The sequence below is a fragment of the Nocardioides luteus genome (assembly GCF_014648595.1).
Lineage (GTDB): Bacteria > Actinomycetota > Actinomycetes > Propionibacteriales > Nocardioidaceae > Nocardioides > Nocardioides luteus.
Genome location: NZ_BMRK01000031.1, coordinates 29,362 through 42,179 on the forward strand (window position 1 = coordinate 29,362; position 12,818 = coordinate 42,179).

Here is a 12,818-nt window from a genome sequence, read left to right on the forward strand (position 1 = left end):
CTCGACACGCTCGGCCGCAAGCGGCCTCGCGGCTCGACCAGCGGAGGCTCAGGTGGCCTCGGCCTCGGGGCTTTGAGTCGCTGGGCTTTCGTTCGGGGGTCTCGACAAGCTCGACCTCCGGTTCCCCCGCTGGTCGAGCCACCGGACACGCTGAGCGGAGTGCGTTACGGGATCGTCTTGATCAGCCACTCGACGTACCCGGTGATGTCGGTGACGACACCCGGGACGGCGGCTTTGGTCTCGGGGACGGACTTGCCGAGCAGGCGGACGCCGCAGGCGTCGATGGCGCGGTTGGTGTCCCAGCCGGAGGCGAGGTCGGGGAAGCGGGCGGCCAGCTCGTCGGCGCAGATCGCGCGGCGCTCGGTGCGGGTGGCCGCTTTGCCGTCGTCGGTCGGGGTGGCGCTGGGGCTGGGGGTGGTCGAGGGGGAAGCACTCGGCTTGGTGCCGGACTGGGCGCCGGGCGTCGGCTTCGGGGCGGATGCCGTGGCCTGCTTCTTCCCCGGCTTCTTCTCACCCTTCTTGCCGGCGTTCTTGCCGCCCTTCTTTCCGGCCTTCTCCCCGTGACCAGGGCCGGGCTCGGCGTGCGCGGGGGCGGCGGCGAGCTCGATCTCGTCGCTGCCGTAGGGGCTGTCGGCGTAGCCCTTGGCGATCTTCAGCACGGTCGAGACGTACGCCTTGCTGTGGTTGTAGCGCTCGAGCGCGGCGAGCTGACCCTCGCGGGTGGAGAGGTCGTCGTCGCCGGAGCAGAGGTAGACGGCGGCGGCGAGGGCGGCGTCGTCGATGTCCTGCGGGTTGCGTACGCCGTCGCCGTCCCCGTCGACGGCGACCAGCGGCCACGTGGAGGGCACGAACTGCATCGGGCCGACGGCGCGGTCGCCGCTGGTGAGCTCGTCGACGGCGCCGGCGTCGGTGTCCGGGGCTGGGTCGCCGGCGGGGGTCTTCAGCGTGGGGCCGTAGATGGCCGGGACGGCCAGGCCGGAGTCGTTGAGACGGCTGCTCTTCAGGCGGCCGTGGTCGGATTCGACCATCCCGACGGCGGCGATCAGCGTCCAGTCGAGGGCGCAGGCGCGGTCGGCGGTGGTCACCACGGCGGAGGCCCGCTGGTAGGCGGCCAGTGCGGCCATCGGGATGTCACGGCCGTTGGCCAGCGCGATGGCGATGGTGCCGGTGCGGGCGCCCTTGTGGGAGCTCTGCGCCGGGGCGGGCTCGGTGACGCTCGCGGGCTGGTCGATGACCGAGGTCACCATGGTCTCGCCGCCGGGCAGCTTGACCGGTCCCTCGGGAGCGAAACCGGCGCCGGTGGCGGCAGCGGTCCAGGCGGCCGAGAGGGCGGCGAGCGGTACGAGTGCGGCGAACATGGACAGTTTGCCGAGGCGCTTGTTCAACAACGAGGCTCCCTTTGTAAATCCCGGGGGGAGTATGTCAGGAGGAGTGGCGGCCGTCACCCGCCGGGTCTCACTCAGTGGGTCGGCCTCGCTGATTTCGTGAACTCCGGTGGATCACGGACAATTGACAAGTTGCGAGAGCAACACAGCAGGTGGCAGAGGCCAAAACCAACGTTCGGCTTCGTCATGACCACGAGAAGGAAGAGATCTCAAGAATGCCTCCGAAGAAGAAGATCGCAGCGCTCGTCAAGGTGCAGCTGCAGGCCGGCTCCGCGACCCCCGCCCCGCCGGTCGGTACCGCACTCGGTCCGCACGGCGTGAACATCATGGAGTTCTGCAAGGCGTACAACGCGCAGACCGAGTCCATGCGCGGCAACGTGATCCCCGTCGAGATCACCATCTACGAGGACCGCTCGTTCACCTTCATCACGAAGACCCCGCCGGCCGCCGAGCTGATCAAGAAGGCCGCCGGTCTCAAGAAGGGCTCGTCCGTCCCGCACAAGGACAAGGTCGGCAAGCTGACCAAGGACCAGGTGCGCGAGATCGCGACCACCAAGATGCCCGACCTCAACGCGGAGGACATCGACGCCGCGATGAAGATCGTCGAGGGCACCGCCCGCTCCATGGGCGTCACCACCGACTGAAACCGTGGGAGAGCCGCGCTGGCTCGCTAACCACATCTCCTCTTAACCACTAAGGAATCATCATGCAGCGCAGCAAGACCTACCGCGCGGCGTCGGAGCAGTTCGACAAGAACGAGCTCTACGCCCCGCTGGCCGCGATCAAGATCGCCAAGGGTGCCAGCAAGAAGAAGTTCGACGAGACCGTCGACGTCGTCATGCGTCTCGGTGTCGACCCCCGTAAGGCCGACCAGATGGTGCGCGGCACCGTCAGCCTGCCGCACGGCACCGGTAAGACGATGCGCGTCATCGTCTTCGCCGCTGCTCCGGACAAGGCCGAGGCCGCTCGCGCCGCCGGCGCGGACGTCGTCGGTGGCGACGACCTCATCGAGAAGGTCTCCGGTGGCTGGCTCGACTTCGACGCCGTCGTCGCGACCCCGGACATGATGGGCAAGGTCGGCCGCCTCGGTCGCGTGCTCGGCCCGCGTGGCCTCATGCCGAACCCGAAGACCGGCACCGTCACCCCGGACCCGGCCAAGGCCGTGACCGACATCAAGGGCGGCAAGATCGACTTCCGGGTCGACCGCCACGCCAACCTTCACTTCATCATCGGCAAGGCCTCCTTCTCCGAGACCCAGCTCGCTGAGAACTACGCCGCTGCTCTCGAGGAGGTGCTTCGTCTGAAGCCGTCCTCCTCCAAGGGCCGCTACCTGAAGAAGGTCACCCTCTCGACCACCATGGGCCCCGGCGTCCAGGTCGACCCCAACCGCATCAAGAATGTGACGGGTGAGGACGAGGCCTGAGCCTCTCCGACCAGCTGATCGAGCGCCGCTGCCCAACCGGGCGGCGGCGCTCGGTGCATTTTGTGCGCTGCGTACGTCTTCTTTCTGTTCCTCCGGCACTGCCGGGCGAAGGCGCCGACCTCCTAGCCTCGGGAGGTCGACGAAAGGAACATCTGTGCTCAGACTCCGCGTTCTCGTCCCGGCTCTCGCCTCGGCCGCCCTGGTCCTCACTGGCCTGACCTCCGCCTCGGCGGCCCCTCCCGGCTCGTCCGACCCGGTGGTCGCAACCGACAAGGGCCTGGTCCGGGGCCTCGCCCACGACGGTTACCGCACCTTCCAAGGCATTCCGTACGCAGCGCCACCCGTCGGTGAACGACGCTGGCGCGCGCCGGCACCCGCCGCGCGATGGACCGGCGTGCGGCCGGCCACCGAACCCGGCAGCCAGTGCGCGCAGATCGGCCCGGCGTACGGAGGAGAGACGACGTACGAGGAGGACTGCTTGTTCCTCAACGTCTTCACCCCCACGCGGCCGGGGAAGCGGAAGCCGGTGATGGTGTGGTTCCACGGCGGCGGCAACACCACCGGATCGAGCTCGAGCTACGACGCGAGCAAGCTTGCCGTCGAGGGTGACGTCGTGGTGGTGACCGCCAACTACCGGCTGGGCGCGATCGGGTGGTTGGCGCACCAGGCGCTCGACGGGACGTACGAGTCCGGCAACTACGGGCTGCTCGACCAGCAGGCCGCGCTGCGCTGGGTGCAGCGCAACGCCGGCGCGTTCGGCGGCGACCGTCGCAACGTGACCGTCTTCGGCGAATCCGCAGGGTCGATCGACACCTGCGCCCAGATCGCCTCGCCGGCGGCGGCCGGGCTGTTCCACAAGGCGATCCCGCAGAGCGGCTCGTGCGCGTCGCCCTCCAGGACCGAAGCCGGTGCCGAGGCGGAGGGCCAACGGCTGGCGAGCGCAGTCGGCTGCGCGGACGCCCCCGATGTCGCGGCATGCCTGCGGGCGGCTCCGGTCAAGGAGCTGAACGAGGCGTTCGCCGCCGGCGGTCTCAACGCCGGACCGGTCGTCGGCGACCCGCGCGTGCTGCCCCGCACCTACTCCGAGGCGATCGCGTCGGGGCGGTTCAACCGGGTCCCCGTGCTGCACGGCTCGACCCTCGACGAGATGCGCCTCTACGTCGGGCTCGAGTATCCGCAGCCGATCACCGCAACGAAGTACGAGGAGGTCGTACGCAGCACCTACGGCCCCGCGGCCGATGCCGTTCTCGCCCTCTACCCGGCCGATGCCTACGACGACCCGCGCCTCGCGCTGGCGGCGATCCGCACCGACTCGGCGGGCGGCCTCTCGACCTGCGCTCACCAGGACGCGTTCGAGGAGCTCACCGACGCCGGGGTGAAGGTCTTCGCCTATCAGTTCGCCGACCGGGGTGCGCCGCCGCTGATCGACCTACCGGGATTCGATGAAGGTGCCGAGCACGCCACCGAGCTGACGTTCCTCTTCCCGGGCCTGCTCGGAGAGCTCGATGCCGCGCAGACGAAGCTGTCCGACACGATGGTCTCCTACTGGACCTCGTTCGCCCACCACGGCCGCCCGGTCGCCCCGGGCGCACCCCGTTGGGCGGCGTTCCGGGGTTCTGACGACGTACTCCAGCTGGCCCCTGGCGCAGACGGCATCCGGACGGTCGACACCGCCGAGGCGAGCAACTGTTCCTTCTGGCGGAACGTCCTCGGGTGACGTACGACACAGTCCGCTGGCCCGTAACCCTGAGGGGTGGCGGGTCAGCGGCGTCTAAAGCGTCGTAGAGTTCGCCGCATGAATCTGCGGAAGCTTGCTGCGGCCCTGACCGTATCTGCCCTGGGGATCGCACTCACCGCCTGCGGCGGCGGTGACGAGGGTGGCACCTCACCGTCGGGTGCGAAGCTGGTCAAGGCCGACACCCTGACCATCTGTACGCACCTCCCCTACAAGCCGTTCGAGTTCAACGAGGGCGGCGAGGTCGTCGGTTTCGACGTCGACGTGCTCAAGATCGCGGCCAAGGCCGAGCAGATCGACACCGAGGTCGTCAACATCGGCTGGGAGACCATCGTCTCCGGCGAGGCGCTCAACTCGGGCAAGTGCGACGTCGCCGCGGGCGCGATGACGATCAACGAGGAGCGGGAGAAGGTCATGGACTTCACCGAGCCTTACTTCGAGGCCACCCAGGCGCTCCTCGTCAAGAAGGGTGCGGGCTTCGCCTCGCTCGACGACCTCGGCGGCAAGACCATCGCGGTCCAGGAGGCCACCACGGGTGCCGACTACGTCAAGGACAACGCTCCCAAGGACGCCAAGATCATCACGCTCGAGGACTCGGCGCTGATGATGCAGGCGGTCAAGAGCGGCAAGGCCGACGCCGGCGTCAACGACAACGGTCTGCTCTACGACTTCGTCAAGTCGAACACCGACATGGAGATCACCAGCGAGTTCCAGACCGGTGAGGCCTATGGCTTCTCGGTCAAGAAGAACGGCAACGACAAGCTGCTCGACGTGCTCAACAAGGGCATCAACGACAAGGCCGCGTACGACGAGGTCTACAAGAAGTGGTTCGGGGAGGCTGCCGCGCAGTGACCGACGCGGCGGTGGTTCCCAAGAAGCGGATGTCGCCGCGCAAACGCGCGGCGCTCGTCCGATACGTCCAGTACGCGCTGCTGCTGCTGCTGGTCCTCTTCATCATCCTGATCGCTGACTGGGGCGAGATCAGGCGTGCGTTCCTCGACCTGGACATCGCGGGTGCGCAGTTCCCGAACGTGATCGTGATCGCCCTGAAGAACACGATCATCTACACCGCCTGCGGTTTCGCGTTCGGTCTGGCGCTCGGACTGGTCCTGGCGCTGATGCGGCTCTCGAGCGTCGGTCCCTACCGGTGGATCTCCACCGGCATCATCGAGCTCTTCCGCGGACTGCCCGCGCTGGTCGTCTTCCTGGTCCTGGGCCTCGGCTACTCCCTGGCTTTCGGCAAGCAGCTGCCCGGAGGCAACCTCGGCACGGTCACGCTCGCGCTCGGTCTGGTCGGTGGGGCCTACATGGCCGAGACGATCCGGGCCGGCATCCAGGCGGTGCCGAAGGGGCAGTACGAGGCAGCGCGCACGCTGGGCATGACCCACACCCGCGCGATGGTGACGATCGTCCTGCCGCAGGCGTTCCGGGTGATCCTGCCCCCGCTGACCAACGAGCTGATCCTGCTCACCAAGGACTCCTCGCTGGTCTACATCCTGGGGCTCTCGCTGGACGAGTACGAGCTCACCGCCTTCGGTCGGGAGGCGATGAACGCCAACGCCAACCTGACCCCGATGGTGACGATCGCGCTCTGCTACCTGCTGATCACGGTGCCGCTCTCGATCGTCGTACGCCGTATGGAAGCCAAGTCCGGGAAGGCCCGCTGATGACCGAGACGACAGTGAACGTGGACCGCGGCGCGGCGGCCATCGACGTACAGAACCTGCACAAGTACTTCGGTGACAACGAGGTGCTCAAGGGCATCGACTTCCACATCGGTCGCGGTGAGGTCGTCTGCGTGGTCGGGCCCTCCGGGTCCGGGAAGTCGACGCTGCTGCGGTGCGTGAACATGCTGGAGCAGCCGACCAGCGGCACCATCCTGGTCGAGGGCGACGAGATCACCGACCCGGACGCGGACGTCGATGCGCTCCGCGCCCGGATCGGGATGGTCTTCCAGTCGTTCAACCTGTTCCCGCACATGACGGTGCTGCGCAACCTCACCGTCGCGCAGGAGAAGGTGCTGAAGCGCGGCCGCGCCGAGTCGGTCGAGATCGCCAGGGCCAACCTGGAGAAGGTCGGGCTCTCCGACAAGGCCGACGCCTACCCGGCCCACCTCTCCGGCGGCCAGCAGCAGCGCGTCGCCATCGCCCGGGCGCTGTCGATGAACCCCGACATGATGCTCTTCGACGAGCCCACCTCGGCGCTCGACCCGGAGCTGGTCGGCGACGTCCTCGCGGTCATGAAGTCCCTCGCCGCCGAGGGCATGACGATGATGGTCGTCACCCACGAGATGGGCTTCGCCCGCGAGGTGGCCGACAAGGTCGTCTTCATGGACGGCGGCGTCATCGTCGAGGAGGGCGCTCCCGCCGACGTCCTCGGCAACCCGCAGCACGAGCGCACCCAGGCGTTCCTCTCCCGGGTGCTCTGATCGTTCACCGAGGTACCTCGGTCAGGCTGCGCTTCCTTCGTGGAACTCCGCGAAGGAAGCGGCAGCTGGCTGAGTCACCTCGGTGAGCAGACCGCCTAGGCTGCGGGCGTGATCACCGATCCCGAGGTCGACTGCTCTGCTGCGCTCGCATGGGTCGAGGAGGTGCTGGGGAAGCGGGTCGAGGGCGTCCGTCGTCTCTCCGGCGGGTGGACCTCGACGATGCTGGCGATCACCGTGGGCGGGCACGAGTCGGTCGTGCTCCGGCTGATGACCAACGAACCGTGGCGTACGCACGGGGAGCCGCTCACCACGCGGGAGAGCGAGATCCAGCGGATGCTGGTGAACACGACGGTGCCCGCTCCGCGGTCGCTCGCGCTCGATGCCACGGGCGAGCGATGTGGTCATCCGGCTCATCTGATGACGCTGCTACCGGGCACGATCGAGCCCCAGCGCACGGACGATGCCTCGATCGCCGGGCTCGCGGGTCTGTTGGCGGACATCCACGCGACCGAGCCGACGATCGAGGTACGCGGCTACCAGTCGTGGGCTTGGGAGGCGAAGTTCGTCGTGCCGGCCTGGGCCACGGACGCGCAGCTGTGGGAGGACGCGTTCGCGCTGCTGCGCGGCGAGCCGCCGACGTACGAGCCGTGCTTCATCCATCGCGACTTCCAGCCGCGCAACGTGCTGTGGGCCGACGGCGGGATCAGTGGGATCGTCGACTGGGTCGAGACCTCGATCGGCCCGGCCTGGCTGGACGTCGCCCACTGCGCGACCAACCTCGCGATCACGCACGGCACCGAGGTCGCGGACCGGTTCGCCGATGCGTACGTCATGGCGACCGGTTGTGACCCGCAGCCGTACTTCGACGTCATGGACGTGGTCGGCTTCTTGCCGCCGCCCGAGAGGGCGTCGTTCATCGACGATCCGCTCGAGCTGGCCCGGCTCGAGGAGCGACTCGCAGCGGTGCTGCCGCGCTGCCAGTAGGGTCGGGGCGTGCTGACGCCCGACGACTACCTCACGATTCTCGGCGAGCTGCAGGCCGAGGTCGCCAATGCGCTGAAGCGCGCCGATCCGGACCTGCCGGTGCCGAGCTGTGACGACTGGTCGGTGGGGGACCTGGCCGACCATCTGGCCGGCATCCACCACTGGGCCGCCGCGATGGCGCGCGACGAGGACGAGGTGCCGCTGCCTGTGCCGCTGGACCTGGTCGCGACCTACGAGGAGCAGGCCGCCGAGCTGCGTACGACGCTCGCGACCCTGGGGCCGGAGCGGATCGGTCGGACGCTCAGCGGTCTGAGCGAGGACGGGCGCGGTCCGGTCTCGTTCTGGTTCCGGCGGCAGGTGCACGAGACCCTGATCCATCTCTGGGACATCCGCTCGGCGATGGGCCTGGCGGCGCCGGAGGTGTCCGCGGAGCTGTGGGCCGACGACGTCGACGAGGTGCTGACCGTGATGTACCCGCGGCAGGTCGCGCTGAAGCGCATCCGGAAGATCGTCACGTTCATCGAGGTCACGGCGACCGACGTCGACCGGAGCTGGTCGATCGGTGCTCCCAACGCGGTGCAGAAGGTCGCTCTCGCAGGGTCTGCACGCGAGCTGGCGCTGCTGCTCTGGGGCCGTACGTCACCACGGTCCGCCGAGGTGACCGTCACCGGTGACGGGGCGGCCCTGGCGGAGGCACTCTCACGCGCGATCGTGCCGTAGGCGCGCTCGGTCGGCCTGGCCGATCCAGTAGCCGACCCACACGGTTCCGACGAGCGAGAAGACGCCGATCGCGACCGGCGCGGCCGCGATCGAGAAGAGTGCGGCCAGCCCGGAGACGAGGAGCGGGCCGCCGGTGCCGCCGAGGTCGCCGCACAGCCGCCACCCGCCGAGGAACTGCGCTCGCCCGTCGGCCGGTGCGGCATCGGCGCCGAGCGTCATCACGATCCCCGAGCCGAGCCCGTTGCCGAGCGCGATCAGCGCCATCACCGCACCCAGGCTGAGCGCGTCATGGGTCAGCGGGAGGAGCAGGCAGCCGATGCCGACGGCGAGCACCACCGGGATCGCCACGACCCGACGGCCGCGGTTGTCGAGCAGCCATCCGCCCGGCAGCGTGAGCGCGATGTCGACGAGCGCGGCGCCGGCGAAAAGGAGCGAGACGACCGACGCCTCCAGGTGGATGTGGTCGGCCCAGAGGGGGAGCAGACCGGTGCGTACGGACCTCGAGATGCCGATGATGATCACCGCGATCCCGAGCGTGGCGAAGGTGCGGCGGTGGGCCCAGAGCACGCTGCGTACGCTCAGGTGCCCCTGCTCGCGCGACCTGGAGCGACCGAGCTCGGGCATCCAGCCCCCGATGATCGCCGAGCAGACCGACATCGCGGCGGCGAACAGGAAGATCGCGGCGAGCCCGAAGAAGTGGATCAGTCCGGCGCCGAGCAGCGGCCCGACGAACACGCCGAGCCGGAACGACCCGCCGAGCAACGACATCGCCCGGGCGCGGTGTGTCGGCGGGGTCGCGTCGATGAGGAAGCCCTGCCGCGCGATCAGGAACGCGGTCCAGCTCATCCCGCTCACGAAGACGGCGATGGCGAGCACCGCGACCGAGCTGCTGAGGAACGCCACGGTCATCGCGACCGCGTCGAGCGCACCTGCGTACATCAGCGTCCGGCGCTCGCCGATCCGTGCCACCAGCGATCCCGCGGGCAGCGAGGTGGCCAGCGACCCGATCCCGAGCAGGGCCACGACGAACGCCGCCGTCGACGCGCTCGCGCCCAGGTCGGAGGCCCGCAGGGCCAGGATCGGCATGACCGCGCCGTGGCCCATGGAGCTGACGATCGAGGGTGCGTACGCCACCACCGCGATGTCTCGGAACCGGAACTCGGTCGTCGTCTCCGTGGTCACCCCTTTACTCTGCCCGATTCGTTACCAATGCTCACTATTTATACGCCAGCCGAGACGTCACCCCGGTCGGCCGAAGCGTCACGCAGGTCGGCCGAGACGGCACTGTCGTGACCACTCGGCCGACGCCGGCGACGCCTCGGCGGGGGTGGTCACCAGCGGGAGTGGACGGCCTCGCGGAAGTGGGTGTCGTAGATGCGGCGTACGCCGGTGAGCAGCTCGTCGGAGAGCGGCGGGAGCGAGCCGGCGGCGGCGTTGGCGTGGGCCTGGTCGGGGTTGCGGGCGCCGGGGATGACCGTCGTGACGCCGGGCTGCTGAGCGACCCAGGCGAGGGCGACCTGGGCGGGGGTGGCGCCCTCGGGCCCGTGCTCGGCGACCAGCGCGGAGAACTCCTGGGCGGCCTCGACACCGGTGGTGAAGTCGACGCCGGAGAAGGTCTCGCCGACGTCGAAGGCCTCGCCGTTGCGGTTGAAGGTGCGGTGGTCGTCGGCGGCGAAGGTGGTCGAGGCCGAGTAGCGCCCCGAGAGCAGCCCCGAGGCCAGCGGCACCCGCGCGATGATCCCGACACCGGCCTCCGCCGCGGCGGGGAGCACCTGGTCGAGCGGCTTGAGCCGGAACGCGTTGAGGATGATCTGCACCGAGGCCAGGTGGGGCCTCGCGATCGCGGCCAGCGCCTGGTCGCAGGTCTCCACGCTGACCCCGTAGGCGGCGATGACACCCTCCGAGACGAGTGTGTCGAGCGCGTCGTAGGTGGCCGAGGACTCGATGGTCTCCGTCGGCGGGCAGTGCAGCTGCACCAGGTCGATCGTGTCGACGCCGAGGTTGGTTCGGGAGCGGTCGAGCCACTCCCGGAAGGCGTCCAGCGTGTAGTTGGCGGGGATCTGCTCGACCCGACGGCCCATCTTGGTCGCCACGAAGACGTCGTCGTGGGACTTCAGGAACCGACCGATGACCTGCTCGCTGCGGCCGTCGCCGTAGACGTCGGCGGTGTCGAGGAAGGTCACCCCGTCATCGACCGCGGCCTCCAGCACCGCCAGCGCGTCCGACTCGCTGACCTCGCCCCAGTCGGCGCCGAGCTGCCAGGTGCCGAGACCGATGACCGACGCAGCGCGGTCGATCCTTCCGAAGGTGTGGCTCTCCATGCTGCAAACCTACTGGTCCCCGTCGATTTGGCGGTGCCCCGAGACGTACGCATAATTGTTGATCGAAACCAGAGACCGCCGGTTGTCAGGTGTGCATGCACCCGATCGAAGGTTCCGCAGAGTGCGGACGGCCTGCGTAGGTGAAGAGCAAGACGCGATCGTACGTCACGCCCTGAGCCTGCGCTCAGGGCGTTTGTCGTTCACGGGCCCTCGCCGGTGGGATCGATTCCCGGAAGAAGGAGACCCATGGCGCGGGCTGAAAGGCAGGCTGCCGTCGCTGAGATCGCTGAGAAGTTCAGCGCCTCGAGCGGTGCCCTGCTCACCGAGTACCGTGGTCTCACCGTCGGCGAGCTGAAGACTCTTCGCCGCTCGCTCGGTGAGAACGCCAACTATGGCGTGGTCAAGAACACGCTGACCAAGATCGCCGCCAAGCAGAGCGGCATCGAGGGTTTCGACGACCTGCTGACCGGCCCGACCGCGATCGCCTTCATCCAGGGTGACGTCGTCGAGGCGGCCAAGGGTCTGCGTGACTTTGCCAAGGCCAACCCCAACCTTGTCATCAAGGGTGGATACCTCGACGGCAACGTCATCGACGCTGCCGAGGTCGGCAAGCTCGCCGACCTCGAGTCGCGCGAGGTCCTGCTTGCCAAGCTTGCGGGCGCGATGACCGCGTCGCTGTCGCAGGCGCTCTACGCCTTCAACGCCCTGCCCTCGAAGGCCGCGCAGCTCGCTGCCGCCCTCGAGACCAAGGCCGCGGAGGACCCCTCGATCCTCGCAGGTGGTGCCGCTGAGCCGGCCGCCGCCGAGGAGGCTCCGGCCGAGGCCTGATGGCCCCGGTCGTAACTAACACCACCTGTAACCCGGTCCTGACGCGCTACGACAAGAAACCGCGCGGGGCCACCAAGAAAGGAAATGCCATCATGGCGAAGCTCTCCACCGACGAGCTGCTCGACGCTTTCAAGGAGCTCACCCTCATCGAGCTCTCCGAGTTCGTCAAGGCCTTCGAGGACACCTTCGGCGTCACCGCTGCCGCCCCGGTCGCGGTTGCCGCCGCCGGCGGTGCCCCGGGCGCCCCGGCCGCCGAGGCCGCTGCTGAGAAGGACGAGTTCGACGTCATTCTCGAGTCCGCCGGCGACAAGAAGATCAACGTCATCAAGGAGGTGCGCGCCCTGACCTCCCTCGGTCTGAAGGAGGCCAAGGAGCTCGTCGAGGGTGCCCCCAAGGCTGTCCTCGAGGCCGCCAACAAGGAGACCGCTGACAAGGCGAAGGAGGCCCTCGAGGCCGCCGGCGCCACCGTCACCGTCAAGTGATCTGAGGGCTACGGCCCGTCTTCATCGAGCCCGGGCTCGGCGGATGTCCGCCGGTCCCGGGCTCGATACATTGTGGAAACAGTTCCACAACAGATCGGCCAGGCGTCAGCGCTGTGGTGCGATCGATCCAACCGCGGGTGGCTACTCAGGAGTAGCCGCCCGCGACTTGTTTGGTTATCTTGAACACATACCGGGGACGAAACGTCGCAATCCGATCGCTCGTGCCCGCCGGGGGATTTCGTCTCGGGTGGTGATCATCGTCGCCGTTCGCAGGCCACTATGGTTTACAAATGTGTGACGCGTGTCGCAGGCAATGCGTAACCCCCGTCACATTCCGCCGTTAGTCGGGCAGGGGACTTGAGGGAGACCCCCGCGCGAACATGGAAGGGAGCCGGCCCGGATGGGTGTAGACGTAAAGATCGATGGGCTGACCAAGAGCTTCGGCAAGCAACTCATCTGGAAAGACGTCACGCTGACTCTGCCTGCGGGCGAGATCAGCGTGATGCTGGGTC

At 68.5% G+C, this 12,818-nt stretch carries 13 protein-coding genes and 1 pseudogene; 11 read left to right on the forward strand and 3 right to left on the reverse strand.

The window, feature by feature from the left end:
* Positions 1–164 precede the first annotated feature (164 nt).
* The gene (locus IEY81_RS23045) at positions 165–1,358 is read right to left on the reverse strand and encodes a lytic murein transglycosylase (RefSeq protein WP_189120835.1); all 1,194 of its coding nucleotides are present in this window, start codon (positions 1,356–1,358) and stop codon (positions 165–167) included.
* A 242-nt stretch (positions 1,359–1,600) separates the two neighbouring features.
* Between IEY81_RS23045 and rplK the strand changes: the two genes are divergently transcribed.
* From rplK to IEY81_RS23085, 8 genes are all read left to right on the forward strand, one after another.
* Positions 1,601–2,029: a 50S ribosomal protein L11 gene (rplK, locus tag IEY81_RS23050; RefSeq protein ID WP_189120836.1), complete on the forward strand. Its 429-nt coding sequence runs from the start codon at positions 1,601–1,603 to the stop codon at positions 2,027–2,029.
* Between the two features lie 62 nt (positions 2,030–2,091).
* Entirely contained in the window at positions 2,092–2,808 is a 717-nt protein-coding gene (gene rplA, locus IEY81_RS23055; RefSeq protein ID WP_189120837.1) for a 50S ribosomal protein L1, read from the forward strand.
* A 154-nt stretch (positions 2,809–2,962) separates the two neighbouring features.
* The gene (locus IEY81_RS23060; RefSeq protein WP_189120838.1) at positions 2,963–4,525 is read left to right on the forward strand and encodes a carboxylesterase/lipase family protein; all 1,563 of its coding nucleotides are present in this window, start codon (positions 2,963–2,965) and stop codon (positions 4,523–4,525) included.
* Positions 4,526–4,603: 78 nt separating this feature from the next.
* A complete protein-coding gene (locus tag IEY81_RS23065) occupies positions 4,604–5,395 on the forward strand; it encodes a transporter substrate-binding domain-containing protein (protein WP_189120839.1) in 792 nt (263 codons plus the stop codon).
* Positions 5,392–6,210, forward strand: a complete 819-nt coding sequence (locus IEY81_RS23070) for an amino acid ABC transporter permease (protein ID WP_229788105.1) — start codon at positions 5,392–5,394, stop codon at positions 6,208–6,210. Before IEY81_RS23065 ends, IEY81_RS23070 begins: the two co-directional genes overlap by 4 nt.
* A complete protein-coding gene (locus IEY81_RS23075) occupies positions 6,210–6,971 on the forward strand; it encodes an amino acid ABC transporter ATP-binding protein (protein WP_189120840.1) in 762 nt (253 codons plus the stop codon). Before IEY81_RS23070 ends, IEY81_RS23075 begins: the two co-directional genes overlap by 1 nt.
* Before the next feature lie 108 nt (positions 6,972–7,079).
* Positions 7,080–7,955: a phosphotransferase family protein gene (locus IEY81_RS23080; RefSeq protein ID WP_189120841.1), complete on the forward strand. Its 876-nt coding sequence runs from the start codon at positions 7,080–7,082 to the stop codon at positions 7,953–7,955.
* Between the two features lie 9 nt (positions 7,956–7,964).
* Complete coding sequence (locus IEY81_RS23085; protein ID WP_189120842.1) at positions 7,965–8,675, forward strand: maleylpyruvate isomerase family mycothiol-dependent enzyme; 711 nt, start codon at positions 7,965–7,967, stop codon at positions 8,673–8,675.
* Here the strand turns inward: IEY81_RS23085 and IEY81_RS23090 are convergent.
* Positions 8,655–9,857 (reverse strand): MFS transporter, encoded by a 1,203-nt coding sequence (locus IEY81_RS23090; RefSeq protein WP_229788106.1) that lies wholly within the window; start codon positions 9,855–9,857, stop codon positions 8,655–8,657. The genes IEY81_RS23085 and IEY81_RS23090 overlap by 21 nt on opposite strands.
* A gap of 149 nt (positions 9,858–10,006) precedes the next feature.
* Positions 10,007–10,996 (reverse strand): aldo/keto reductase, encoded by a 990-nt coding sequence (locus tag IEY81_RS23095; protein ID WP_189120843.1) that lies wholly within the window; start codon positions 10,994–10,996, stop codon positions 10,007–10,009.
* Between the two features lie 246 nt (positions 10,997–11,242).
* Here IEY81_RS23095 and rplJ point away from each other — a divergent pair, with 246 nt between their 5' ends.
* The 3 genes and pseudogenes from rplJ to IEY81_RS24580 all read left to right on the forward strand — a co-directional run.
* Entirely contained in the window at positions 11,243–11,824 is a 582-nt protein-coding gene (gene rplJ / locus IEY81_RS23100; RefSeq protein WP_189120844.1) for a 50S ribosomal protein L10, read from the forward strand.
* A gap of 92 nt (positions 11,825–11,916) precedes the next feature.
* Positions 11,917–12,306 carry a 50S ribosomal protein L7/L12 gene (rplL, locus tag IEY81_RS23105; RefSeq protein WP_189120845.1) on the forward strand — a complete coding sequence of 130 codons (390 nt, stop codon included), beginning with the start codon at positions 11,917–11,919 and terminating at the stop codon, positions 12,304–12,306.
* Between the two features lie 400 nt (positions 12,307–12,706).
* Positions 12,707–12,818: pseudogene (locus tag IEY81_RS24580) on the forward strand (ABC transporter ATP-binding protein); the annotation flags it as partial.